This is a genomic window from Streptomyces marokkonensis (assembly GCF_008312835.1).
Classification (GTDB): domain Bacteria; phylum Actinomycetota; class Actinomycetes; order Streptomycetales; family Streptomycetaceae; genus Streptomyces; species Streptomyces marokkonensis_A.
This window is the reverse complement of record NZ_VSKS01000002.1, coordinates 377,549-402,373: the sequence shown is the minus strand read 5'-3', so window position 1 is coordinate 402,373 and position 24,825 is coordinate 377,549. Positions and strand designations below refer to the sequence as shown.

General features: G+C 71.2%; 24 protein-coding genes, 1 pseudogene and 1 riboswitch. Of the genes and pseudogenes, 12 read left to right on the top strand and 13 right to left on the bottom strand.

Annotated features, from left to right (window positions below):
* The first annotated feature begins 89 nt into the window (after positions 1–89).
* The 5 genes and pseudogenes from F1615_RS04610 to F1615_RS04590 all read left to right on the top strand — a co-directional run bounded on the left by F1615_RS04610 (position 90) and on the right by F1615_RS04590 (position 6,114).
* On the top strand, positions 90–356 hold the full coding sequence (locus F1615_RS04610) for a DUF3311 domain-containing protein (protein ID WP_208818249.1): 267 nt from the start codon (positions 90–92) through the stop codon (positions 354–356).
* Positions 353–1,984 (top strand): monocarboxylate uptake permease MctP, encoded by a 1,632-nt coding sequence (gene mctP, locus F1615_RS04605; RefSeq protein ID WP_149547566.1) that lies wholly within the window; start codon positions 353–355, stop codon positions 1,982–1,984. Before F1615_RS04610 ends, mctP begins: the two co-directional genes overlap by 4 nt.
* A 138-nt stretch (positions 1,985–2,122) precedes the next feature.
* Positions 2,123–2,438, top strand: a pseudogene (locus F1615_RS04600) (GNAT family N-acetyltransferase); the annotation flags it as partial.
* A gap of 15 nt (positions 2,439–2,453) precedes the next feature.
* Positions 2,454–2,625: riboswitch (cobalamin riboswitch) on the top strand.
* A 124-nt stretch (positions 2,626–2,749) separates the two neighbouring features.
* Complete coding sequence (locus tag F1615_RS04595; protein WP_149547565.1) at positions 2,750–5,107, top strand: ribonucleoside-diphosphate reductase subunit alpha; 2,358 nt, start codon at positions 2,750–2,752, stop codon at positions 5,105–5,107.
* Entirely contained in the window at positions 5,107–6,114 is a 1,008-nt protein-coding gene (locus F1615_RS04590; RefSeq protein WP_149547564.1) for a ribonucleotide-diphosphate reductase subunit beta, read from the top strand. The genes F1615_RS04595 and F1615_RS04590 overlap by 1 nt, the downstream gene beginning before the upstream one ends.
* Positions 6,115–6,138: 24 nt before the next feature.
* Here the strand turns inward: F1615_RS04590 and F1615_RS04585 are convergent, their stop codons facing one another.
* Positions 6,139–6,363, bottom strand: a complete 225-nt coding sequence (locus F1615_RS04585) for a hypothetical protein (protein WP_149547563.1) — start codon at positions 6,361–6,363, stop codon at positions 6,139–6,141.
* 92 nt (positions 6,364–6,455) lie between these two features.
* Here F1615_RS04585 and F1615_RS04580 point away from each other — a divergent pair, with 92 nt between their 5' ends.
* Positions 6,456–7,418 carry a helix-turn-helix domain-containing protein gene (locus tag F1615_RS04580; RefSeq protein ID WP_149547562.1) on the top strand — a complete coding sequence of 321 codons (963 nt, stop codon included), beginning with the start codon at positions 6,456–6,458 and terminating at the stop codon, positions 7,416–7,418.
* Positions 7,419–7,436: 18 nt separating this feature from the next.
* Here the strand turns inward: F1615_RS04580 and F1615_RS04575 are convergent, their stop codons facing one another.
* The 10 genes from F1615_RS04575 to F1615_RS04530 all read right to left on the bottom strand — a co-directional run bounded on the left by F1615_RS04575 (position 7,437) and on the right by F1615_RS04530 (position 17,474).
* Positions 7,437–8,807, bottom strand: a complete 1,371-nt coding sequence (locus tag F1615_RS04575) for a cytochrome P450 (protein ID WP_149547561.1) — start codon at positions 8,805–8,807, stop codon at positions 7,437–7,439.
* Positions 8,804–9,889 (bottom strand): epi-isozizaene synthase, encoded by a 1,086-nt coding sequence (gene cyc1 / locus F1615_RS04570; RefSeq protein WP_149547758.1) that lies wholly within the window; start codon positions 9,887–9,889, stop codon positions 8,804–8,806. The genes F1615_RS04575 and cyc1 overlap by 4 nt, the downstream gene beginning before the upstream one ends.
* 229 nt (positions 9,890–10,118) lie before the next feature.
* A complete protein-coding gene (gene def, locus F1615_RS04565; RefSeq protein ID WP_149547560.1) occupies positions 10,119–10,769 on the bottom strand; it encodes a peptide deformylase in 651 nt (216 codons plus the stop codon).
* 77 nt (positions 10,770–10,846) lie between these two features.
* Positions 10,847–11,827 (bottom strand): tetratricopeptide repeat protein, encoded by a 981-nt coding sequence (locus F1615_RS04560; RefSeq protein WP_149547559.1) that lies wholly within the window; start codon positions 11,825–11,827, stop codon positions 10,847–10,849.
* A gap of 157 nt (positions 11,828–11,984) precedes the next feature.
* Positions 11,985–13,232, bottom strand: a complete 1,248-nt coding sequence (locus F1615_RS04555; RefSeq protein ID WP_208818248.1) for an HD-GYP domain-containing protein — start codon at positions 13,230–13,232, stop codon at positions 11,985–11,987.
* Positions 13,229–14,608, bottom strand: coding sequence for an HD-GYP domain-containing protein (locus tag F1615_RS04550; protein ID WP_149547558.1), 1,380 nt, complete (start codon positions 14,606–14,608; stop codon positions 13,229–13,231). The genes F1615_RS04555 and F1615_RS04550 overlap by 4 nt, the downstream gene beginning before the upstream one ends.
* A gap of 147 nt (positions 14,609–14,755) precedes the next feature.
* Positions 14,756–15,067 (bottom strand): mycothiol system anti-sigma-R factor, encoded by a 312-nt coding sequence (rsrA, locus tag F1615_RS04545; RefSeq protein ID WP_149547557.1) that lies wholly within the window; start codon positions 15,065–15,067, stop codon positions 14,756–14,758.
* Positions 15,064–15,750, bottom strand: coding sequence for an RNA polymerase sigma factor SigR (sigR, locus tag F1615_RS04540; protein WP_037937802.1), 687 nt, complete (start codon positions 15,748–15,750; stop codon positions 15,064–15,066). Before sigR ends, rsrA begins: the two co-directional genes overlap by 4 nt.
* A 256-nt stretch (positions 15,751–16,006) precedes the next feature.
* A complete protein-coding gene (locus tag F1615_RS04535; protein WP_149547555.1) occupies positions 16,007–16,657 on the bottom strand; it encodes an alpha/beta family hydrolase in 651 nt (216 codons plus the stop codon).
* 1 nt (position 16,658) lies between these two features.
* Positions 16,659–17,474, bottom strand: a complete 816-nt coding sequence (locus F1615_RS04530; protein ID WP_149547554.1) for an SOS response-associated peptidase — start codon at positions 17,472–17,474, stop codon at positions 16,659–16,661.
* Between the two features lie 60 nt (positions 17,475–17,534).
* Here F1615_RS04530 and F1615_RS04525 point away from each other — a divergent pair, with 60 nt between their 5' ends.
* The 4 genes from F1615_RS04525 (at position 17,535) to F1615_RS04510 (ending at position 21,159) form a co-directional block, all read left to right on the top strand.
* Positions 17,535–18,257: a M50 family metallopeptidase gene (locus F1615_RS04525; protein ID WP_149547553.1), complete on the top strand. Its 723-nt coding sequence runs from the start codon at positions 17,535–17,537 to the stop codon at positions 18,255–18,257.
* Between the two features lie 98 nt (positions 18,258–18,355).
* Positions 18,356–19,696, top strand: coding sequence for a 3-phosphoshikimate 1-carboxyvinyltransferase (aroA, locus tag F1615_RS04520; RefSeq protein WP_149547552.1), 1,341 nt, complete (start codon positions 18,356–18,358; stop codon positions 19,694–19,696).
* Positions 19,697–19,705: 9 nt separating this feature from the next.
* A complete protein-coding gene (rsgA, locus tag F1615_RS04515) occupies positions 19,706–20,716 on the top strand; it encodes a ribosome small subunit-dependent GTPase A (protein ID WP_149547551.1) in 1,011 nt (336 codons plus the stop codon).
* Positions 20,717–20,835: 119 nt separating this feature from the next.
* Complete coding sequence (locus F1615_RS04510; protein ID WP_149547550.1) at positions 20,836–21,159, top strand: DMT family transporter; 324 nt, start codon at positions 20,836–20,838, stop codon at positions 21,157–21,159.
* Between the two features lie 13 nt (positions 21,160–21,172).
* Here the strand turns inward: F1615_RS04510 and F1615_RS04505 are convergent, their stop codons facing one another.
* Positions 21,173–21,784, bottom strand: a complete 612-nt coding sequence (locus F1615_RS04505) for a TetR/AcrR family transcriptional regulator (protein WP_208818247.1) — start codon at positions 21,782–21,784, stop codon at positions 21,173–21,175.
* 125 nt (positions 21,785–21,909) lie between these two features.
* Here F1615_RS04505 and hisN point away from each other — a divergent pair, with 125 nt between their 5' ends.
* Positions 21,910–22,710, top strand: coding sequence for a histidinol-phosphatase (gene hisN / locus F1615_RS04500; protein WP_149547548.1), 801 nt, complete (start codon positions 21,910–21,912; stop codon positions 22,708–22,710).
* A 169-nt stretch (positions 22,711–22,879) separates the two neighbouring features.
* On the top strand, positions 22,880–23,281 hold the full coding sequence (locus F1615_RS04495; protein WP_149547547.1) for a CBS domain-containing protein: 402 nt from the start codon (positions 22,880–22,882) through the stop codon (positions 23,279–23,281).
* A 70-nt stretch (positions 23,282–23,351) separates the two neighbouring features.
* On the opposite strand, the gene F1615_RS04490 is transcribed toward F1615_RS04495, so the two are convergent.
* Positions 23,352–24,803 carry a catalase gene (locus F1615_RS04490; RefSeq protein WP_208818246.1) on the bottom strand — a complete coding sequence of 484 codons (1,452 nt, stop codon included), beginning with the start codon at positions 24,801–24,803 and terminating at the stop codon, positions 23,352–23,354.
* Positions 24,804–24,825: the final 22 nt, after the last annotated feature.

Genomic DNA, 24,825 nt, shown 5'->3' with positions numbered 1-24,825 from the left:
GTCGACAAGGGGTTACGAGCGCGCCGCGCCCTCACCTAGATTTCCCTGCGCATTACCGCCGGTGATCAGTGAGGGGACGGAACCGTCAGATGTCGCAAGCCCCAGAAACCACAGGAGGGCCGGTGGTGACGCCTTTGCGCGTCGTCATCGCCCTCTGTCTCGTCGCACCGTTCGTGGCCATGCTGTGGGTCGGTTCGTACGCGAAGACCGACCCCGTCGTCATCGGCATCCCATTCTTCTACTGGTACCAGATGCTGTGGGTGCTGCTGTCCACCCTGCTGACGATGATCGCCTACAAGCTCTGGCAGCGTGACCAGCGCGCCCGCTCGGCCTCGAAGGGCGGTGCGTCGAAGTGAACGACGGCGTGAACGGCGTGGCACTCGCCGTCTTCATCTTCTTCTTCCTGCTCGTCACGGCGATGGGCTTCATGGCCGCGCGCTGGCGCAAGGCCGAGAACGAGCACAGCCTCGACGAGTGGGGCCTGGGCGGACGGTCCTTCGGGACCTGGGTCACCTGGTTCCTGCTCGGCGGCGACCTGTACACCGCCTACACCTTCGTCGCCGTCCCGGCGGCGATCTACGCGGCGGGCGCGGCCGGCTTCTTCGCGGTGCCGTACACGATCCTGGTGTACCCGCTGATCTTCACCTTCCTGCCCCGCCTGTGGTCGGTGTCGCACAAGCACGGCTATGTCACGACGTCCGACTTCGTGCGCGGCCGGTTCGGCTCGAAGGGCCTGTCGCTGGCCGTCGCGCTCACCGGCATCCTGGCCACGATGCCGTACATCGCGCTCCAGCTGGTCGGCATCCAGGCCGTGCTGGACGTGATGGGCGTCGGCGGTGGCGAGGACACCAACTGGTTCATCAAGGACCTGCCGCTGCTGATCGCCTTCGGTGTGCTGGCGGCGTACACGTACTCGTCGGGTCTGCGGGCCCCCGCGCTGATCGCGTTCGTCAAGGACACGCTGATCTACATCGTGATCGCCGTGGCGATCATCTACATCCCCATCAAGCTGGGCGGCTTCGACGAGATCTTCGCCTCGGCGAGCGAGGCGTACAGCCAGACCAACCCGGCCACGGGCGCTCCGCGCGGGGCGCTGGTACCGGGCGACGCCGGCCAGTGGACGTACGCCACGCTGGCGCTGGGCTCGGCGCTCGCGCTGTTCATGTACCCGCACTCGATCACCGCGACGCTGTCCTCGCGCAGCCGTGAGGTGATCCGCCGCAACACCACGATCCTGCCGCTGTACTCGCTGATGCTGGGCCTGCTGGCGCTGCTCGGCTTCATGGCGATCGCGGCCGGGGTGAAGGTGCAGAACGGCCAGCTGGCGATCCCGCAGCTGTTCGAGAACATGTTCCCGGCCTGGTTCGCGGGCGTGGCCTTCGCGGCGATCGGCATCGGCGCGCTGGTGCCGGCGGCGATCATGTCGATCGCGGCGGCGAACCTGTTCACCCGCAACATCTACAAGGACTTCATCAAGCCGGACGCGACGCCGAAGCAGGAGACCAAGGTCTCCAAGATCGTCTCGCTGCTGGTGAAGGTGGGTGCGCTGGTCTTCGTCCTGACCATGGACAAGACGGTCGCCATCAACTTCCAGCTGCTGGGCGGCATCTGGATCCTGCAGACCTTCCCGGCGCTGGTGGGCGGCCTGTTCACCCGCTGGTTCCACCGCTGGGCGCTGATCGGCGGCTGGGCGGTCGGCATGATCTACGGCACGGTCGCCGCGTACGGGGTGGCCTCGCCGACGCAGAAGCACTTCGGCGGCTCGGCGAAGGAGATCCCGGGCATCGGCGAGATCGGCTACATCGGTCTCACCGCGTTCGTGCTCAACGTCGCGGTCACGGTCGTCCTGACCTTCGTCATGAGGGCCCTGAAGGCCCCCGAGGGCGTCGACCAGACCAAGCCGGAGGACTACACGGCGGACGCGGGCGACCCCGGTGTCCAGGTGGAGCTTCCGCCGGCCACGGCGGGCAGCAGCACCCACTGACACCGCGGACGCGTCGGGCGACGGGCCGCCGGAGGAATCCGGCGGCCCGTCGCCGTACCCGTCCGGCACACGCTCGCCGTACCCGTCCGGCACACGCTGCCCATGGACATCGTCATCCGGCCGGTGCAGCCCGGCGTCGTGCCGGGCCCCGGCCCGACGGCCGGCATGGCGAGGCCGGGCGAGGCGGGGATCCGGATGCCGGCGGTGGCCCGGGCGGGCCGCGGCCGCGGCGCCGGAGAGGCCCTGGTGCGCGCCTGCGTCGACCGGGCGCGGGCGATCGACGGGACGCGAGCGATCGTGCTGTCGAGCCATCGTGCTGTCGAGCCGGCGCACCATGCGTGCCGCCCACCGCGTCCACGGACGGCTGGGCTTCACCCGCACCCCGGAGCGCGACCGGAACCCGCTCCCGGACCTCGACGACATCACGCTCATCGCCTACGCGTTGACGCTCTGACACCAGCGCGACACAACATATGGGACTGCTGGCGGCACCCGGCACAAGATGTATGCTCATGCTCGCTGTCGCCGCAGGGGAATCCGGTGTGAATCCGGAACTGTCCCGCAACGGTGTACCCATGCCCGCCCGAGCCGGGGTGTGCATGGGCGTCAGTCCGAGGACCTGCCGACAGTGCGCCCGGCCGTCCGGTCCGGGTGCCGTGACGTCCGGGCCTCGCGGAATGGGCCGGTGGACGCGACGCCGCGTGCGCTCGTGTGCTGCCCCCTGCCCTCTTCGAGGCCCCCGTGCCGAGCGAGGGAGAGCCCCACGTGACCATCGCGCCAGCCGATCCGGCTTCAGCGATCGACGTGACCGAGGAGAGCGACGGCCCCGGTGCCGTACTGCTGCGGACCCTGACCGAGCTGACCGCCGACCTGCCCGACGCCGATCCCGGCCGGGTCGCCGCCGCCGCGCTGCGCGGCCGGTCCGCGGCCGCCGACCAGGCGGAGCTGCGCGAACTGGCGACCGAGGCGGCGGCCGGGCTCATCTCCGAGGACCCGGCCTACTCCCGGCTCGCCGCCCGGCTGCTGACCATCGGCATCCGCGCCGAGGCCGCCTCCCAGGGCGTCACGTCGTTCACCGGGTCCGTCGCGACCGGGCACCGCGAGGGTCTGATCGCCGACCGGACCGCCGCGTTCGTCCGGCTGCACGCGGACCGGCTCGACGCGCTGATCGACACCCGTGCCGACGACCGCTTCGGATATTTCGGCCTGCGCACCCTGCACAGCCGCTACCTGCTGCGGCACCCGGTCACCCGCAAGGTGGTCGAGACGCCCCAGCACTTCCTGCTGCGGGTCGCCGCCGGTCTCGCCGAGGACGACAGCGCGCGCTCGCTGGACGAGGTCGCCGCGCTGTACGGGCTGATGAGCCGCCTGGACTACCTGCCCTCCTCCCCCACGCTGTTCAACTCCGGTACCCGGCACCCCCAGATGTCGTCGTGCTACCTGCTGGACTCCCCCAAGGACGAGCTCGACTCGATCTACGACCGCTACCACCAGGTCGCCCGCCTCTCCAAGCACGCCGGCGGCATCGGCCTGGCCTACTCCCGCATCCGCTCACGGGGTTCGCTGATCCGCGGCACCAACGGGCACTCCAACGGCATCGTCCCGTTCCTGAAGACGCTGGACGCCTCGGTCGCCGCCGTGAACCAGGGCGGGCGGCGCAAGGGCGCGGCGGCGGTGTACCTGGAGACCTGGCACTCCGACATCGAGGAGTTCCTCGAGCTGCGCGACAACACCGGTGAGGACGCCCGCCGCACGCACAATCTGAACCTCGCGCACTGGGTGCCGGACGAGTTCATGCGCCGGGTGGACGCCGACGGGCCCTGGTCGCTGTTCTCCCCGGCGGACGTACCCGGACTGGTCGACCTGTGGGGCGAGGAGTTCGACGCGGCGTACCGGGCCGCCGAGGCCCGTGGCCTGGCCCGCAAGACCCTCCCGGCGCGCGAGCTGTACGGCCGGATGATGCGCACGCTCGCCCAGACCGGCAACGGCTGGATGACCTTCAAGGACACCGCCAACCGCACCGCCAACCAGACCGCCGAGCCCGGCCACGTCATCCACTCCTCGAACCTCTGCACGGAGATCCTGGAGGTCACCGACGACGGGGAGACGGCGGTCTGCAACCTGGGGTCGGTCAACCTCGGTGCCTTCGTGGACCGGGGGGACGTCGACTGGGAGCGCCTCGACGAGACGGTCCGCACGGCCGTGACGTTCCTCGACCGGGTCGTCGACATCAACTTCTACCCGACCGAGCAGGCGGGCCGCTCCAACGCCCGGTGGCGCCCCGTCGGTCTCGGCGCCATGGGTCTGCAGGACGTCTTCTTCAAGCTGCGGCTGCCCTTCGACTCGCCCGAGGCGAAGGCCCTGTCCACGAGGATCGCCGAGCGGATCATGCTCGCCGCGTACGAGACCTCCGCCGACCTCGCCGAGCGCGACGGGCCGCTCCCGGCCTGGGAGAAGACCCGTACCGCCCGCGGCGTGCTGCACCCCGACCACTACGACGCCGAGCTGTCCTGGCCGGAGCGCTGGGCCGCGCTGCGGACGCGGATCGCGGCCACCGGGATGCGCAACTCGCTGCTGCTGGCGATCGCGCCCACCGCCACCATCGCGTCGATCGCGGGCGTGTACGAGTGCATCGAGCCGCAGGTGTCCAACCTGTTCAAGCGCGAGACGCTGTCCGGGGAGTTCCTCCAGGTCAACTCCTACCTGGTGGACGACCTGAAGCGGCTCGGCGTGTGGGACGCGCGCACCCGCGAGGCGCTGCGCGAGGCCGGCGGCTCGGTGCAGGACTTCGCGTGGATCCCCGAAGAGGCGCGGCGGCTGTACCGCACGGCGTGGGAGATCCCGCAGCGCGCCCTGATCGACATGGCCGCCGCCCGCACCCCGTTCCTGGACCAGGCGCAGTCCCTCAACCTGTTCCTGGAGACGCCGACGATCGGCAAGCTCTCCTCGATGTACGCCTACGCGTGGAAGCAGGGCCTGAAGACCACGTACTACCTGCGCTCCCGCCCGGCGACCCGGATCGCCCGCGCGGCCCGCGCCGCCGTCCCCGTGGAGGCCGCCCCGGACCCCGAAGCGGTCGCCTGCTCCCTTGAGAACCCCGAGTCCTGCGAGGCCTGCCAGTGATGACCGACAAGAACCTGCTCGACCCCGGCTTCGAGCTGACTCTGCGCCCCATGCGCTACCCGGACTTCTACGAGCGCTACCGGGACGCCATCAAGAACACCTGGCACGTGGAGGAGGTGGACCTGCACTCGGACGTCGCCGACCTGGCGAAGCTCACTCCGGAGGAACAGCATCTGATCGGCCGGCTCGTGGCCTTCTTCGCCACGGGTGACTCGATCGTGGCGAACAACCTGGTGCTGACGCTGTACAAGCACATCAACTCCCCGGAGGCGCGGCTGTACCTGTCGCGGCAGCTGTTCGAGGAGGCGGTGCACGTCCAGTTCTACCTGACGCTGCTGGACACCTACCTGCCCGACCCGGACGACCGGGCGGCGGCCTTCGCGGCCGTGGAGAACATCCCCTCCATCCGGGAGAAGGCGGAGTTCTGCTTCCGGTGGATGGACTCGGTGGAGAAGACCGACCGGCTGGAGACGCGGTCCGACCGCCGCCGCTTCCTGCTGAATCTGATCTGCTTCGCGGCGTGCATCGAGGGGCTGTTCTTCTACGGTGCGTTCGCCTACGTCTACTGGTTCCGCGGGCGGGGCCTGCTGCACGGGCTGGCGACCGGCACCAACTGGGTGTTCCGCGACGAGACGATGCACATGTCCTTCGCCTTCGACGTCGTCGACACCGTGCGCAAGGAGGAGCCGGAGCTCTTCGACGAGGAACTCGGGCAGCAGGTCACCGGCATGCTGCGCGAGGCGGTCGAGGCGGAGCTGCAGTTCGCGCGTGACCTGTGCGGCGACGGGCTGCCGGGCATGAACACCGATTCGATGCGGCAGTACCTGGAGTGCGTCGCCGACCAGCGGCTGGTGCGGCTGGGCTTCGCGCCGGTGTACGGCTCGGAGAACCCGTTCTCCTTCATGGAGCTCCAGGGCGTCCAGGAGCTGACGAACTTCTTCGAGCGGCGTCCGTCCGCGTACCAGGTCGCCGTGGAGGGCACGGTCGACCTGGACGAGGACTTCTAGAGCGCCGTGCGCCCCGGTGCCGTCTCACGCCGCCCGTGCGGTGCGGTGGGGGGCGGCACCCCGGGCCGGGCGGGGCCCCGTCGGCGTGGTGCGGTGTCCCGCGGCGGCGCGGGCGGCCTCGGCCCGCCTGATCTGCCGGTCGATCCGCCGGTCGTGCGCGATGCCGATGAGTGCGGGCAGGGTCATGAGGACGAACAGGCCGAGAACGGCGGCCATCGCGATCAGTGCTTCCCTCTGCGTCGTATCCATGACACCACTGTCAGGCCGAATGCTCCTTACCGGCAGTGGCAGGACTGCCGTAGAACCTCGATTTACTGCCAACGGCGGGGCACACTGGACCCATGCTCAGAAACGTGGCCGCCGTCCTGCTCGACGGTGTGAACCCCTTCGAACTCGGCGTCGTCTGCGAGGTCTTCGGCGTCGACCGCAGTGACGACGGGCTGCCGGTCTACGACTTCGCCGTCGCCTCGGCCGACGGCCCCACGCTGCGCTGCAACACCGGCTTCACCCTCCAGGTCGAGCACGGCCTGGAGCGCCTGGAGACGGCGGACCTGATCGCCGTACCGGCCGGTTCCGGCTACGGTTCCCGGGAGTTCCCGCCCGAGCTGCTGGACGCCCTGCGCCGGGCCGTGGAGCGGGGCGCCCGGGTGCTCAGCGTCTGCTCCGGGGTGTTCGTGCTCGCCGCCGCCGGTCTCCTCGACGGCCGGCGGGTCACCTCCCACTGGAAGCACGCGGAGGACCTGCTGAGGCGGTATCCCCATCTGACCGTCGAACCGGACGTGCTCTACGTCGACGAGGACCCGGTGATCACCTCCGCCGGCACCGCAGCCGGGATCGACGCCTGTCTGCATCTGGTGCGCAAGGAGCAGGGCCCGGAGGTCGCCAACAGGATCGCCCGGCGCATGGTGGTGCCCCCGCACCGCGACGGCGGCCAGGCGCAGTACATCGAGCGCCCGCTGCCGCGGTCCGGCGGCGACACCGTCTCCGGGGTGCTGGTGTGGATGGAGCGGCACCTCGACGAGGAGGTCACCGTCGAACAGCTCGCCGCCCGCGCCCACATGTCCCCGCGCACCTTCGCCCGCCGCTTCCAGCAGGAGACCGGCACCACGCCCTACCGCTGGATCCTGCGCCAGCGGGTGCTGCTGGCCCAGCATCTGCTGGAGGCGACGGACGAGACCGTGGACGCGATCGCGGGCCGCACCGGCTTCGGCAACGCGGCGGCACTGCGCCACCACTTCGTGCGCGCCGTGGGAACCACCCCGCACTCCTACCGGCGCACGTTCAGGGGACCGGAGGCCGCCTGAACGCGCGCCGGCGGGCCGTCAGCGGGGCAGCGCCCGCAGCATCAGCCGGCGCGGCCGGAGCGTGATGCCGATCCGGGGCCGGGCGTCGGAGCCGGGCGCGTGCTCGAACCGGTAGGCGGAGGCGACCGCCGCGGTGATGAGCGTGAGCTCGGCCATCGAGAAGTGGTCACTGGGGCATTTGCGGTTGCCCACGCTGAACGGGCTCATCGCGTACCGGGGCACGTCCTTCGCGCGCCCGGGAAGCCAGCGGTCCGGGTCGAACTCGTCGTTCCGCTCGTACGACCGCCCGTCGCGCTGGATGGCGTAAGGGCTGTAGATGAGGTCCGCCCCCTTGGGAATGCGGTATCCGCCGAGTTCCGTGTCGGCCACCGCACGGCGGGTCAATATCCATACGGCCGGATGCAGCCGCAGGGTCTCGGTGACGACATTCGCGGTGTACGTCAGCTTCCGGACGTCCTCGAATGCGACGGGGCGGTCGCCGACGACGGTTTTCACCTCGTCGCGGATCTTGTCGCCGAGTTCCGGGTACTCGGTGAGAACCAGGAGCAGGGACATGACCGTGGCTCCGACGGTTTCGCTGCCGGGGGTGAGGATGGCGATGACCTGGTCGTGGATCTCCTGTTCCCCGATGGGCTCACCATTGTCGTCCTTCGCCTCCAGCAAAGCCGTCAGCAAATCGTTCGGCTTTTGACCGCTTGCCCGTCGGTCGGCGACGATCTCGTCCACCAGGACGTGCAAATCGGCCAGGGCCCGGTTGAATTCCCGGTTGGCCGGAAGCGGCACCTTGTAGAGCGGTCCGAGGGGCACCACCATGCGCTGGTACATGCCGCTGAACAGCGAGGCGAGGTCGACGCAGATGCGGTCGGCCCGGGCATCCATGTAGCTGCCGCGCATCAGGCAGCGGGCGGCGACCCGGACGGCCACGCGGAAGGACTCCATCGTCACGTCCAGCACCTCGCCGGAGCGCCAGCGCTCCACGAGCGCGTGCGCCTCCTCCGCCATGACCGGCCCGTAGGCGGGGATCGCGTCGAGCCGGAACGCGGGCTGGATGGTGCGGCGCTGGCGCCGGTGCAGCGGGCCGTTGGCGGTGGCCACGCCCTCCTTGCCGAGCAGGTCCTCCAGGGACTCCCACAGCGGTCCGGCGATGATGTAGTCGGGGCTCAGCGCCACCGTCCCGGTGAGGGCGGGAGTGGTGACGGCGTACACCGTCTTCGGTCCGAGCTTCAGGCGCACGACCTCTCCGTGGTCGCGCAGTCGGGACATGAAGGCCAGCGGATCGCGCGCCAGCCTCCAGCCGTGGCCGAGGAAGGGGACGCCTCCGCCGGCCAAGGGCGGCTCGCGCAGTGCGGTCGCCGCGGGCGCTCCGGGGTTCACCGACTCGACGGTCATTTCTCACCTGCCGCTTCGTTGTTGACGTACGGGGGCGTGGACCGGTCGTCCCAGCTGTCGACCCGGTACCGGCCGGACTCGTGGTGGAACCAGTAGACGGAACTGAACCAGTTGCGCATGTTGCCGACGCAGGCGCGCACGGCGGCGCTTGTTTCCTTTCCTCCCACCGTGCCGTCGTCGAGGACGTCGGCGAAGCGTAAGGCGTCCTTTTCCGCGTCCTGGAATTCGCTGATGCATTCCTCGACGCGGCGCCTCACGTCGGCGATCGCCTCTTCGAGTGTCAGCCCTTCATGAGTGACGAGACTGATTCCGAGATTGTGCACCTCGCTTCCCGCTATCTCCTTGGGGAGCGAGCACAGGTCGTTGTACCAGGCGGCGAATTCCTGACTGAGCAGCGCCGCCTTCCGGTAGGCCGGGTTCTTCCGTATCGCGTCCGGGAGTTCGGTGCCCGCGCTCGGTTCGAGGAGATCGGTCCAGATCCAGTGCGCGAAGGTGAGCCGGCGCAGTTCCAGGTATTCCTCGACGGTGGGGACGATGCCCGCCGTGCGGTTGTGGAATTCCCGGTCGTACGCCTCGATCACCGAGTGGAAGTGCCGGGCGAACCGGGCGTTCCACGTGCCCGGCAGGAAGGCGTACAGCCGTCGCACGCTGTCCGCGAGCCCGGCGACCACCGGATCCTCGTGCCCCAGGTGATCGGCGGGGCTGTCGAGGGCCGTGTGCAGCCGGTCCTTCAACCGTCGCCAGGCGGCGGGGCGGCCGTGCACGATGTCGCGGTCGTGCCGGTCGTCCCAGACGAAGAACCACGCGCTGTAGTCCGCGATCGCCTGCAGGACCTCGTCGGGGGCGCCTGTGTAGTAGCCCGCCATAAGGTCGGTGTAGCACAGTCCATCGGCATATTCCTCCACCTTGTCCTCGGGCATGAGCCGCTTTTCGAGCAGCCACGCCCTCGTCCTCTGCTGAAGCCTCGGCCAATACGGGTGGAGTTGCCGGGGAAACGCGGCCTCGATCACCGGAAGAGACAGCGCCGGTGGAACTGCGATGGTGGTCGGTGTCGATGTGGTGCCGTGTGACAAAGCATGCACGAACAATCCCCTCTCAGCCGCCAGTCGGCGTGCGCCCCTCCCCCGAGCCGGGCGCACGCCGCGTATCCACGCACCTCCATTCAGCACCACAACTGACCGTTGTGGGAACGGATTTGCTTCTTTCACTACCTCTGGCCGCGCACACACGAACGGCGCCCGGCCGGAGAGGTGTCCGGGCGGGCGCCGTGTACGAGGAAGCGGAGGATCCCCGTGCGGCTGCGGGGAGCGGTCAGTCGTTGGCGACCACGGGGTAACGCGGCTCGTTCTCGGCCATCTGCCGCAGCGCCGCCTTGCGCTCCCGCTTGGACAGCCGGTCGATGTAGAGGTAGCCGTAGAGGTGATCGGTCTCGTGCTGCAAACACCGTGCGAAGTAGCCCGTGCCGCGTACCCGGACCTGGTTGCCCTTCTCGTCCTGCCCGGTCACCTCGGCGTAGTCGGGACGGGCCAGCGACGCGTACGCGGTGGGCACCGACAGGCAGCCCTCGTTGCTGTCGTCCAGCCGGCGCTGTTCCGCGGGCAGTTCGACCAGCTTCGGGTTGCAGACCACACCGGTGTGCCGCACGCCCTCGTCGTCCGGGCAGTCGTAGACGAAGACCTTCAGGTCGACACCGATCTGGTTGGCGGCCAGGCCCACGCCCTCGGCGGTGCGCTGGCTGGCGAACATGTCGGCGACCAGCTGCTGGAACTCCTCGCCGAAGTCGGTGACGTCCTTGCACTCCTTGTGCAGCACCGGGTTGCCGACCACCGTGATCGGGCGAGAGGTCCCGCGCTCCCGCCAGGCCGCCTCGCGCTCCTCGCAGTCCTCCGTGTCGATGACGTACCCCTCGTCGTCGACGGGGAGCACGCCCGCGTGCTGCTGATCGGTGTCCTGCTGAGCCATGACCGACGTGTGCCTTCCTGGGAAAATCCGGGGGTGATGCTGATACAGGGTACGGCGAACGATCTGCGCGCCCGCCCCTAACAGACCTCTTCCAGGTCCCTCCAGTCCCTGGACTCCGGGCTGTCCGCGACCCACCCGTCCAACAACCCCCGGACCAGCGAAGCCGGCGCGGCAAGACCGCACTCGCGCTCCGGAACCCACAACTGCCCGTCGGTGCGGTGGCCGAGGGGGCCGGGGTGACCCGGCTCGCTGTGGTCGTGCGGGTCCAGGTGCTCGCCGTCGCCCTCGTCGGACGGCATCCGGGACTCCGAGCACATCCGGCACAGCAGCCGTACGGACGACGACCAGTCCTCGGCGGCGAAACCGGCGTCGGAGGCCAGCTGTTCCAGCGCGTCCCGGTCGGCCTCGGACGCGGCCTCCAGCAGCACCACCCAGGTCGGCACCGGCGACGGCGCCCACAACTCGATCTCGTCGAACACCGGGTAGGTGTGCCCGGCCGCGGTGCTGCGCTCGCCGTGCGGCACACCGTCGTGCAGGACGACCTCGCCCCAGCGGCGCCCGGACGACGGCAGCGGAATGGACAGCACCTCGATCCGGGCGGGGTCGAGGCGTCGCCCCCACACGACCTCCGCCTCCCCCTCCGGTGACAGCCGTACGGCCGCACTGCCCAGGTCCATGCCGAGGGGCTCGCCGGAGTCGGTGGCCGGGCCGGGCACCTTGAGCCCGTAGGCCTGCCAGGCCCGCCGGGCCAGGGGCCAGTCCTGCAGGGCGGTGGCGGCGATGCCGACGTTCCACCAGTCGGGAGCCCCGGTGTCCCGGTCGAGCAGCGCCACGGCGCGCAGACCGGCCGTCCGCGCCTGCTCCCAGTCGTGCCGGAACTTGTGCAGCAGCGCGAGGTTGAACCAGGACTCCGACAGCCAGGGTTCCAGATCGGCGGCACGTGTCAGCAGCGCGCCCGCGTCCTCGTACCGGCCGTCGCCGATGAGCGTGAACGCGCGGTCCGTGGCCTGCCGCCAGGAGGCGGAGGGCCGGTGCCGTCCCTTGCCGAAGATCCTCACGATTCCCGCCTGCCAGTTCCGTTCGGTGGGCCGGCTGTACCGATCCGCGCCCCCGGACACCCTCTCCTTCGCATCCAACCACGTACGGCCGCGAGGACGCTCATTACCCATGGGTTACCCAGCCTCGCCCGGGGTCAGACAGCCCTCTTCGTGGCTCTCACCACGACCGGTCTCCGTGTGCACACTCCCCCTCCGTGTTCCGTGACAGCACCCGGGCCAGCGCTTCGACGACCTCCGGCGCGTACGCCCCGGCGGTACCGAGCCGCAGTTCCTCCAGCGCGGTCAGCGCCCCGCCGGGGCCTCCTTCCCTGGACTTCTCCTCGTACGCGTTCACCACGCGGACGATCCGCGCGGCGAGCGGCTGCTCCCGGTGCGGGTCGGCCTGGCGTTCGACGATTCCGGCCACCCGGGGGTCGACGCCGGTCTGGCGCACCACGGCACCGCCGAGCAGCGCGATCCGCCGCTGCTCGGAGACCGGCAGGACGGCGGTGGCGCCCGCGGGGACCGGGTCGACGAGGCTGAGCTGACCGATGTCGTGCATCAGGGCCGCGTACTCCAGCACGGTCAGCTCGGGCTCGGTCAGCCCGAGGTCCCGGCCCACCGCCCGGCTGAGCGCGGCGACCCGGTGGGCGTGCCCGACGGGGGTGTACCCGGCGATCTCGGTGGCCCGCGCGAGGGAGGCGATCGTCTGCCGGTAGGTGGCGCGCACGGCGGCGTACCGCCGGTAGGACAGCTGCGCGAGCAGCAGGGGCACGGAGAAGACGGGCAGTGCCCACAGCCCCACGACCGCGACCCCGAGCGCCATCACGGCGCCGGTGGCGACGACGGCCGCCCCGATGCCGGGCACGGCGCGCAGTTCGTCCCGCAGCGTCGGCAGGAAGGGCCAGCCGGTGCGGGAGTGGGCCAGCGCGGCGGCGAGCACGGCGTCGCACAGCGCGGTGAGGGACAGCAGGGCGAGCAGCAGCAGCGCGTGGGCGGAGCCGTCCCAGCCGTCGAAGGCACCCCGGTTGTACAGGGGCTGGAAGCACACGGCGACGAAGCCGACGGTCAGCACCCGGCGGGCCTGCGGGTCGAGGGCGGGTCCGTCACCTCGCCCGACGTGCGGCACGCTGCCGAGCAGGGACGCGGCGAGCACCACGGTGACGACCTGGGCGGCGCCGTGGTGGGTCTGCCGCCCGGCGGTCTCACCGAGCAGCGCGTACGCCAGCGAGCCCGCGGCGGCGAGCGGCGCGGCCTCCCGGATCCGGGTCCCGTTGCGCCGGGTGAGCTCGCCGACGGTGATGAGCACCCCGAACGCCAGGGCGGCGCCCCGCTCCTCGACACCGTGGTAGAGGGTGCTGCCCAGGGAGCCCGCGGCGAGGACGGCGGCGCACAGGTGCACCACGGTGTGCAGCCGCGGCCTCACCGGCGCGCTCCCGGCCGGCCGGTCACCGGTGCGGCGGGCCCGGGCAAAATAGCGGAGCGGTCGTCGTCGGCGGTCACCGCCGGATGCCAGCCGGCCCGGCCGATCGCGCGGACCAGCGCACCGACCATCCGCGGGTCGAAGTGGGTCCCCGCGCACCGGCGGAGCTCCTCCAGCGCCACCGGAATGGGCCGTGCCCTGCTGTAGGAGCGGGTGGAGGTCATCGCGTCGAACGCGTCGGCGACGGCGACCACCCGCGCGGACTCGGGGATCTGACCGCCCGCCAGCCCGTAGGGGTAGCCCGAGCCGTCGAGCCGCTCGTGGTGGTGCAGCACGGCCGCCCGGGCCTCGCCGAGGAAGGAGATCCCCCGCACCATCTCGTGCCCGTACTCGGGGTGCAGTTCGATCACCCGGCGTTCCTCGGGGGTCAGCGGGCCGTTCTTGGTGAGCAGCCGGGTGGGGACGCCGAGCTTGCCGACGTCGTGCAGGATGCCCGCGAAGCGGAGCACCTCCACCCGCTCGTCGTCGAGCCCGAGTTCCCGCGCGATCATCATGGAGGCCCGTCCGACGCGCTCGCTGTGCCCGCGCGTGTAGCCGTCCTTGATGTCGACGGCCTGGACGAGCGCGCGGATCGTGGCCTGGTGGGCGGCCCGCTCCCGGTGGTACTGGGCGAACGCCCACCACGAGACACCCATCGGCAGCAGCACGAGCAGCGCCGCCACGGGGCCGTAGGCGCTGCGCCACAGCAGCGCCATCATGAGCCCGGCGAGACCGTGCACGGTCAGCGGTGCCAGCGACCTCAGGCACTGCCGCCGCCATGCGGCAAGGGCGGCCGCCTGCCTCCCGCGCGGGCGCACGCCGGACGCCGGCGCCGGGACGCCGCCGTCGAGCAGGGTGAGGACCAGGCAGAACACCAGTACCGCGGCCCCGGCTGTCGCGAGTGCCCCCGGCATGTCGCAGTCCGCCACCGTGTCCGGGCCACCGGCCGCCGCATGGACCCGGCCCGCGGCCCACACGGCGACCACGAGCCGGCCGGCCCGCCAGAGCCTGCGCGCCAGGTACGGACGCTGCTCCACGGGGAGCAGCAGTGCCCCGGGCAGCGCGACCAGCGCCGCGGCGTGCGGCGGCAGCAGAAAGGCCCCGGCGAGCAGGACGGGGTAGAAGGTGGCGCCCGGATGCGGTGCGGCCACGAGGCGCGACCGGGCGAGGCGCTCGCACCCGGCGTACACGGCGGCGAGCAGAACGGCCGGCCACCAGGGGACGCGCAGGTCCGGCGGGATGCCCGGGGACGGGAGTCCCGGCGGGGGGACCGGACAGAGCAGGGCCAGCAGGATGACACCGGCGACATACGCCCGGACCCGCGCCGGTAACGCCTCCATGAGCCCCTCCCCGACCGTGCCCGCCGCACGCGGCCCGCCATCTGCCAGGCTCAGGAGCCTAGGCCGGAGGCGGGGGCCGCGACGGGCCGATAACCGGGGGATTAGCACGTACGAGTGACACCGAGGGCCGCGAGAAGGGGCGGGGTGTCAGGACTCCTGCGGTGTGGCCGGTGAGGTCGTGACGTCCTGCTCGGGCACGGTCTGACCGGAGCGGATCAGGTCGATCCGGCCCATGACCTTGGAGCGCAGGTCACCCGGCACGTCGTCCTGCCCGCAGCAGCGCTTGACCAGCTTCTTCACCGCCTGCTCGAGCCCGTACTTCTCCAGGCACGGCGAACATTCCTCGAAGTGGTGCTCGAACTTCACGCAGTCGGCGTCCGGCATCTCGCGGTCGAGGAACTCGTAGAGATGATCGAGGATTTCGCTGCAATCCGTCTCGTGCGGCTCTCCGCAGCTCATGACCCCGAGCCTTTCGCTTCGTTCGACTCTCCGGCACCGGCCGGGACCAGTCCGCGCTCGCGCGCGTAGTCCTCGAGCATGCCGCGCAGCTGGCGGCGGCCACGGTGCAGCCGGGACATCACGGTACCGATGGGTGTCCCCATGATGTCGGCGATCTCCTTGTAGGCAAAGCCCTCGACATCGGCGAGGTACACCGCGATGCGGAACTCCTCGGGGATCGCCTGCAGTGCTTCCTTGACGTCCGAGTCGGGCAGGTGGTCCAGCGCCTGCGACTCCGCGGAGCGCAGACCCGTGGACATGTGCGACTCGGCGCGCGCGAGCTGCCAGTCCTCGATCTCCTCGGCCGCGCTGCGCTGGGGCTCGCGCTGCTTCTTGCGGTACGAGTTGATGAAGGTGTTGGTGAGGATCCGGTACAGCCACGCCTTGAGGTTGGTGCCTTCGCGGAACTGGTGGAAGGACGCGTACGCCTTGGCGTACGTCTCCTGCACCAGGTCCTCGGCGTCGGCCGGGTTGCGCGTCATGCGCAGCGCGGCCGAGTACATCTGGTCGAGGAACTCGAGCGCGTCCCGCTCGAAGCGCGCGCTGCGCTCCGCGGTCGACTCCGCACCCGTGCTGCCCTGGCCCTCGGGCTGCTCCGCCTGGCCGTGTTCGGTCCCTGCGTCGGTACCGGGAACCGGACCCACCTCCTCCGATGTCGTCGCGAGACCGGAACCGGTCTCACCCGAATCGGAGGATAGACGACGATCCGGTCCGCCCGCCGCCCGAATCGGGGCGGTCTTGGCCGCGTGCAGCACCGTCCAGTCCAGGTCGGCGCGGGCACTGCGGCTCGGGCAGAACATGGAACCCATGCGGCGGACTTCCTCTCCTACGACGGTGGTGCCGTCGACCGGCACATACGCCCCTCCCAACAGCGTGAGCCGCCCGGGCATTCCCGGCGCCTCAGCCGAGCGTGCCGGTCCACCGCACGACGGCGTCCGTGACGACCGCCACGGCCTCCTCCTGCGTGATGCCGGCCCGTTTGGGCACGGCGAAGCCATGATCGCCGTGGGGCACCTCGACCAGTTCGTAGGTCCCCCCGGGGAACTCCCCGGGCCTGCCGAACGGGTCGTTGCCGCCCTGGACGACGAGCGTGGGCACGCCCGCACCCAGCAGTTCGCCGGCCCGGGACTTCTCGGGCCTGCCCGGCGGGTGCAGCGGGAAACTCAGGGCGAGTACGGCGTGGGCGCCGAGTTCCGTGGCGGTGCGGCAGGCGACGCGGGCCCCGGCGCTGCGCCCGCCCGCGATCACCGGAAGGCCCGGCCGGGTCAGCGCGGGCCAGATGCCGCGCCAGCCGGCGTCCAGGGTCTTCGGCGCGGGAGCCACCTTCCTGCCGGCCACCCGCCAGGGCTGTTCGACGAGGGCGACGGTCACACCGTGCGCGGGCAGCACGGCGGCGAGCGCCCGCAGGTCACGGGCCTCGATCCCGCCGCCGGCGCCGTGACTCACCGCGAGGACGAAGCGGGCGCGGCGCCCGGCGCCGTGCCACGTGACGCGGGCGGTGCCGGCGTCCGTCCCGACGCTCTCGGTCGTGTCTGTCGTGTCGGAGGTCACGTCAGAAGAGTGTGCCCTCTTCCGGCGCGGCCAGCTCCTTCAGCAGCTCCGGCCCGTTGTTGCGGACGTTGCTGACGGCCGTGGCGACCGGGTAGGCGCGCATCAGGCCTGCGGGCGGCGGGGCGAGCAGCTCACGCAGCTCGTCGACGTCCGTGCGGGCGGGGTCCAGCCAGGTGTCCCAGCGGTCCGGCGTGAGCATCAGCGGCATGCGCGGGTGGATCTCGGCGAGGGCGTACGGGCCCTCCTCGGGGGACACGGCGAGCGGAGCGGTCTCCGCCTCGGTGGTGAGGACGGAGCACGTCACCCACCAGGCCCGGGGGTGGTCGTCCGGCAGCGTCCTGTCCCGCCAGAACTCGTACAGCCCGGCCATGGCGAACACCGAGCCGTCGGCCGGCGTCACGAAGTAGGGCTGCTTGCGGGGCCGCTTCTTCTTGCCCTCGGCCTCCAGGTCACGCTCCTGCTTGCCGGTGACCCACTCGTAGTAGCCGTCGGCGGGGAGGATGCAGCGCCGGGAGGAGAAGGCACGGCGGTAGGACGGCTTCTCGTGGACGGTCTCGGCGCGGGCGTTGATCATCCGGGCGCCGCCCTCGGGGGTCTTGGACCAGGAGGGCACCAGGCCCCACCTGAGGGTCCGCAGCTGCCGGACCGGGCGGGGGCCGGCCTCGTCCTTGAGGGCACGGTCGAGTACGGCGTAAACCTCCTTGGTCGGTGCCACGTTGTAGTCGGGCTCCAGGGTCTCCTCCGGCTCCCACTTCTCTATCCCGAAGATCCCCGCGAGGTCCTCGGGCCTTCGACTCGCTGCATACCGTCCGCACATACATGCAACACTGCCAGACTCCGTACGCACACAGGGAGCGATCCGAAACGCATGGAAAGCATGGCCAGCACCGCGTCCGCCTCGCTCGCCTCCCTCTGGGACGAGGTCTCCGGCACCCAGCCCGACCCCGATGTGTGGGTGGTCGTCGCCACTCTCGTCGCCGCGGCCGCCGTCGTCGTACCCCACGGGCTGTGGCGGCTGTCCCGCAACGCCATCACCATCGCCCACGAGGGCGGGCACGGCCTGGTGGCCCTGCTCACCGGCCGCACGCTGACGGGGATACGCCTGCACTCCGACACCAGCGGCCTGACCGTCAGCCGGGGCAAGCCGGACGGCATCGGCATGATCCTCACCGCCGCCGCCGGCTACACCGCTCCCCCGCTGCTGGGCCTGGGCGGTGCCGCGCTGCTCGGCGCCGGACGCATCACGCTGCTGCTGTGGCTGGCCACGGTGCTGCTGGTGGCGATGCTGGTGATGATCCGCAACGCCTACGGGGCGCTGTCGGTGCTCGTCACGGGCGGCACGTTCGTCCTGGTGTCCTGGCTGGCCGGGCCGCAGGTGCAGGCGGCGTTCGCGTACGCCGTGGTGTGGTTCCTGCTGCTCGGCGGGGTGCGCCCGGCATTCGAGCTCCAGGCCAAGCGGGCGCGCGGCGGTGCGGGGGACTCGGACGCGGACCAGCTGTCGCGGCTGACCCATGTACCGGCGGGCCTGTGGCTCTTCCTGTTCCACGCGGTGTCGCTGTGCGCGCTGCTGGGCGGCGGCAGGTGGCTGCTGGCCCTGTGAGCCGGCGGCATCCGCGAGCGGGAAACCGCGCGGGCCCCCACCGTCTCACGCGCGGACGACGAACGGCCTCACCACCGCCCTCCTTATAGAGTGGCCCCATGGCCCCGAACCCCACGCACACCGCCCTCTGGCCCGCCCCGCACGCAAGCGGAGCCGTCGACGCGACGGTCCACGTGCCCGGGTCCAAGTCGGTCACCAACCGCGCCCTCGTGCTCGCCGCGCTCGCCTCCGAGCCGGGCTGGCTGCGCCGCCCGCTGCGCTCGCGCGACACGCTGCTGATGGCGGGCGCGCTGCGCGCGATGGGCGTGGAGATCGAGGAGACGGTGTCGTCCAGCTCCTCCGTCGCGGGGGGCCCGCAGACCACCGGCGAGGCCTGGCGGGTGCTCCCCACCGGCCTGCGCGGTCCGGCCACCGTCGACGTCGGCAACGCGGGCACGGTGATGCGGTTCCTGCCCCCGGTGGCCACGCTGGCCGACGGTCCCGTCCGCTTCGACGGCGACCCCCGCTCGTACGAGCGTCCCCTGAACGGAGTCATCGACGCGCTGCGCCGGCTGGGCGCCCGGATCGACGACGACGACCGCGGCGCGCTGCCGATGACGGTGCACGGCGGCGGCGCCCTGGACGGCGGCACGGTGGAGGTCGACGCGTCCTCCTCGTCCCAGTTCGTCAGCGCCCTCCTGCTCTCCGCGCCGCGCTTCAACCAGGGCGTGGAGGTCCGGCACACCGGGGCGACACTGCCGTCCCTGCCGCACATCCGGATGACCGTCGACATGCTCCGCGCGGTGGGCGCCCAGGTGGACACCCCCGAGTCGGGCGGCGAGCCCAACGTCTGGCGGGTCACCCCGGGCGCCCTGCTCGGCCGCGACCTGACCGTCGAGCCCGACCTGTCCAACGCCCAGCCGTTCCTGGCGGCGGCGCTGGTGACCGGCGGCCGGGTCGTCGTCCCGGACTGGCCGGCCCGCACCACCCAGCCGGGTGACCGGCTGCGGGAGATCTTCACCGAGATGGGCGGTTCCTGCGAGCTGACCGAGTACGGGCTCGTCTTCACCGGGTCCGGCTCGGTCCACGGCATCGACGTGGACCTCGGCGAGGTCGGCGAGCTGACGCCGGGCATCGCGGCCGTCGCGGCGCTCGCGGACTCCCCGTCGACCCTGCGGGGCGTGGCCCATCTGCGGCTGCACGAGACGGACCGCCTGGCCGCGCTCACCAAGGAGATCAACGAGCTCGGCGGAGACGTCACCGAGACCGCCGACGGTCTGCACATCCGTCCGCGCCGGCTGCACGGCGGGGTCTTCCACACCTACGAGGACCACCGCATGGCCACCGCCGGTGCGATCATCGGCCTGGCGGTCGAGGGCGTGCAGATCGAGAACGTGGCGACCACGGCGAAGACCCTGCCGGACTTCCCCGAGCTGTGGACCGGGATGCTCGGGGCGTAGGGGTTCACCATGCGCCGCTACGGCAAGCACACCGACGAGGACGACATCCGCTCCCGCCCCAACCGCAAGGGCAACCGGCCGCGCACCCACATCCGGCCCAAGCACGAGGACGCCGCCGAGGGCCTGGTCCTGACCGTGGACCGGGGCCGGCTGACCTGCCTCGTCGATGACCGTGTCGTGCTGGCGATGAAGGCCCGCGAACTGGGCCGCAAGGCGGCCGTGGTCGGCGACCGGGTGGCGATCGTGGGCGACCTGACCGGCAGGAAGGACACCCTCGCGCGGATCGTGCGGATCGAGAAGCGCACGTCGGTGCTGCGCCGTACCGCCGACGACGACGACCCCTACGAGCGGGTGGTCGTGGCCAACGCCGACCAGCTCGCCGTCGTCACCGCCCTCGCCGACCCCGAGCCCCGCCCGCGGCTGATCGACCGCTGTCTGGTCGCGGCCTACGACGGCGGGCTCGAGCCGCTGCTGGTGCTGACCAAGTCGGACCTCGCGCCGGCCGACAAGCTCCTTGAGCTGTACGGCGACCTCGACATCCCGTATGTCGTCACCAGCCGCGCGGAGCTGGAGAGCGGTGAGGCGGCGGACCGGGTGCGGGAGCAACTGGACGGCCGGATCACGGCGTTCGTGGGGCACTCCGGGGTCGGCAAGACGACCCTGGTGAACGCGCTGGTGCCGCTGGAGCGGCGGCGTACGACCGGTCATGTCAACGCGGTGACGGGGCGGGGGCGGCACACCACGACGTCCGCGCTGGCGCTGCCGTTGTCGGGTGCGGACGGCTGGGTGATCGACACTCCGGGTGTGCGCTCCTTCGGACTCGCCCACGTCGACCCGTCCAGAGTCATCAACGCCTTCCCCGATCTGCAGCCGGGCACGGAGGGCTGTCCGCGCGCGTGCAGTCACGACGAGCCGGACTGCGCACTGGACGCCTGGGTGGCGGACGGTCACGCGGACCCGGCGCGGCTGTACTCGCTGCGCCGGCTGCTGGCGACGCGGGAGCACACCGAAGGCGACTGACCTTCGCGTGTTTGTCGTGCCCCGCGGACGGTAAGTGCATAATCGCACCGAGCCGGACACGAACCCGCCGAACCTGGCGAAGCGGTCACTGTACGTGGGGCATTGCGGGAGGACGACACATGGCGTGGCTGCTGGTCATCGTGGCCGGGTTGCTCGAGACCGGCTTCGCCGTGTGCCTGAAGCTGTCGCACGGATTCACCCGGCTGTGGCCGACCATCGCGTTCTGCGCGTTCGCCCTGGGCAGCTTCGGGCTGCTGACGCTGGCGCTGAAGAAGCTGGACGTGGGGCCCGCGTACGCGGTGTGGACGGGCATCGGGGCGGCGGGTACGGCCATCTACGGGATGGTGTTCCTCGGCGATCTGGTGTCGACGCTGAAGATCGTGTCGATCACCTTGGTGATCGTGGGTGTGATCGGACTGCAGCTTTCCGGATCCACCCACTGAGCGCGCGCCGCCCCTAGAACACCGGTTGCCGGTGCAGGGCGCCGCGCACCAGGTCGGCAACACCGTTGTCGGCCGGTGGCGCGGCCACGCAGGACAGGGCGAGGCGGACCACGAGCTCGCAGGACCGGGCCAGCTCCGCGGTGTCGCTCCTCGGGACGCCCGGTCCGGCCAGGACGGCGACGGCACGGTCACGGACGAGCGCCACGAAGTCGGCGGGTGAGGGCAGCGGGCCGTCGGCGCGGCGCTGCGCGGGCACGGCGGAACCGGACGGCACGGCCGAGAGGGCCGGGGCGGGCAGGCGTTCGCCCCAGCAGCCGGTGAGCATGGCGCGGACCAGGGCGTTGTCGCGGGCGCTCGAGGTGGTCCACTCGGCGGTCGCGGTCAGGCGGTCGCGCGGGTCCGAGTGGCCGGTGAGGGCGCGGTCGACGCCGGCCAGGTAGCCGTCGGCCTCCCTGCGCACGAGGGCTCTCGCGAGGCCGTCCTTGCTGCCGAACTCGTTGTACAGCGTCTGCCGGGAGACTCCCGCCGCGGCGGCCACGTCCACCATCCGCACCGCGGACCACGGCCGGCGTGCCAGTGCCGTGCAAGCGGCGTCCAGCAGAGATTCCCGCGCTGCAGGCATCATCGCCTCCCTCGGGGCGAACGGCCGACCCTGCGGTTCAGATTTGACGCGCCCCCGGGCACTGTCAAGGGGTCTCGGGCCCCGCCCCCGCTGGCCCCGCACCGACCTCGGCGGATACCGTTCGTTGCATGCCCGACTACCTCGACGACCTGCGTCTCGCCCACGTCCTCGCGGACGCCGCCGACGCCGCGACGACGGACCGGTTCAAGGCCCTCGACCTCAAGGTGGAGACGAAACCGGACATGACGCCGGTGACCGAGGCGGACAAGGCCGCCGAGGAACTCATCCGCGGCCACCTCCAGCGCGCCCGCCCGAGGGACGCGGTCCTCGGTGAGGAGTACGGGGTGGAGGGCACGGGGCCGCGTCGCTGGGTGATCGATCCGATCGACGGCACCAAGAACTACGTCCGCGGTGTGCCCGTCTGGGCCACGCTGATCTCCCTCATGGAGGCCGGTGAGGGGGGCTTCCAGCCGGTCGTGGGGGTGGTGTCCGCCCCGGCCCTGGGCCGCCGCTGGTGGGCCGCACGGGGGCACGGCGCCTTCGCCGGCCGCAGTCTGTCGTCGGCCTCCCGGCTGCAGGTCTCCCGCGTCTCCGAGCTCTCCGACGCCTCGTTCGCGTACTCCTCGCTCAGCGGCTGGGAGGAACAGGGGCGGCTGGACGGCTTCCTCGACCTGAGCCGCGAGGTGTGGCGCACGCGCGCGTACGGCGACTTCTGGCCGTACATGATGGTCGCCGAGGGGTCGGTCGACCTGTGTGCCGAGCCGGAGCTGTCGCTCTGGGACATGGCGGCCACCGCGATCGTGGTCACGGAGGCCGGCGGCTCGTTCACGGGCCTCGACGGCCGCCCGGGACCGCACAGCGGCAACGCCGCCGCCTCGAACGGTCTGCTGCACGACGAGTTGCTGGGGTACCTCAACCAGCGTTACTGAGCAGCGGGAGATCCGCGTGCGCGCCCCCAACCCGCCGCACGCGCCCTCTTGTTGACCCCCGCTTTGCCTGCCACTCTGGGAGCTCCCCCACTTGTGAACTTGTGAAACCGCGAACGAGCGGGCTCCGCGCCCGTGACCTCGCGTTTTCCCATAGGAGGTGGCTCCATCCATGCTCGTCCGTGACGCAATGAGCACCGTGGTCCTCACCATCGGCCCCGCCCACACCCTCCGACAGGCCGCCGCCCTGATGTCCGCCCGCAGGGTGGGCGCGGCCGTGGTCCTCGACCCCGACGGCACCGGCATCGGCATCCTGACCGAACGGGACGTCCTCAACTCCCTCGGCCTCGGCCAGGATCCGGACGCCGAGCGCGCACACGCCCACACCACCACCGATGTCGTCTTCGCCACCCCGTCCTGGACCCTCGAGGAGGCCGCTGTCGCCATGACCCACGGCGGTTTCCGCCATCTGATCGTCCTCGACCGGGGCGGGCCCGCCGGCATCGTCTCGGTCCGCGACATCATCCGCTGCTGGGCACCGGAGCGTCAGCGGGCGCAGCAGGTACCCGTGTAGGGGCACGCGGAGCGGGCCGGACTCCCGGGGGAGTCCGGCCCGTCGATCGACAAGCGGTCCAGCGCTGGAATCAGCCGCGCAGGGCCTGGACCGCGGCCTCCAGCCGCTTGCCGAAGTCCTCGTCCGCCTGACGGAAGTTGCTGATCGCGCGGTCGGCGATGTCGTCGCGCGTCACCCCCGAGATGGCGTTCGCCAGGTTGTTCACCAGGCGCTCCTTCTCGTCCTCAGACATCAGCCGGTACAGGTTGCCCGCCTGGACGAAGTCGTTGTCCTCGGCGTGGACGGGCGTGACCGTCTCACCGGTGACACCGGTGACCGGCACCGGCTGCCACAGCGGACGGTCCGTCTGGAACGGGCCGCCGAAGCTGTTCGGCTCGTAGTTCTTCGTGCCCTTGTGGCGGCCGTCGTACAGGTAGCCGTCACGGGAGTGGGTGCGCGCCTCCGTGGCGTGCGGACGGTTCACCGGCAGGTGGTCGGCGTTGATGCCGACGCGGTAGCGGTGGGCGTCGCCGTACGCGAAGAGGCGGCCCTGGAGCATCTTGTCCGGGGAGGGACCGATGCCCGGCACGAAGTGGGCGGGGCTGAAGACGGACTGCTCGACCTCGGCGAAGATGTTCTCCGGGTTGCGGTTGAGCTCCAGCTTGCCGAACTCGATCAGCGGGTAGTCCGCGTGCGGCCAGACCTTGGTCAGGTCGAACGGGTTGAAGCGGTAGGTGGCCGCCTCGGCCGCCGGCATCACCTGGACGTAGACGGTCCAGGACGGGAAGTCGCCGCGCTCGATGGCCTCGCGCAGGTCCCGCTGGTGGGAGTCGGGGTCCTTGCCCGCGAGGATCTCGGCCTCCTCGGCGGTCAGGTTCCTGATGCCCTGGTCCGTCTTGAAGTGGTACTTGACCCAGAACGCCTCACCGGCCTCGTTGTTCCACTGGTAGGTGTGCGAACCGAAGCCGTCCATGTGGCGGTACGACGCCGGGATGCCTCGGTCACCGAACAGCCAGGTCACCTGGTGCGTGGACTCGGGCGACAGACCCCAGAAGTCGAAGACGTTGTCCGCCTCCTGCGAACCGGTGTACGGGTCGCGCTTCTGAGTGTGGATGAAGTCCGGGAACTTGATCGCGTCGCGGATGAAGAACACCGGGGTGTTGTTGCCGACGAGGTCGTAGTTGCCCTCCTCGGTGTAGAACTTCACCGCGAAACCGCGCGGGTCGCGCACGGCGTCCGCGGCACCCAGGTTGCCGGCCACCGTCGAGAAGCGCAGGAAGGTCTCCGTCTGCTTGCCGACCTCGGAGAGGAACTTGGCGCGCGTGTACTTCGTGACGTCGGCGGTCACCGTGAAGGTGCCGTACGCACCCGCGCCACGGGCGTGGACCACGCGCTCCGGGATGCGCTCACGGTTGAAGTGGGCCAGCTTCTCCAGGAGGAGCTGGTCCTGCACGAGGACCGGGCCACCGACGCCCGCGGTCTCGCTGTTCTGGTTGTCGGCTACCGGGGCACCGGCCTCCGTAGTAAGCGGTCCCTGCGTCACGTACGCCTCCTGCGACATTTAC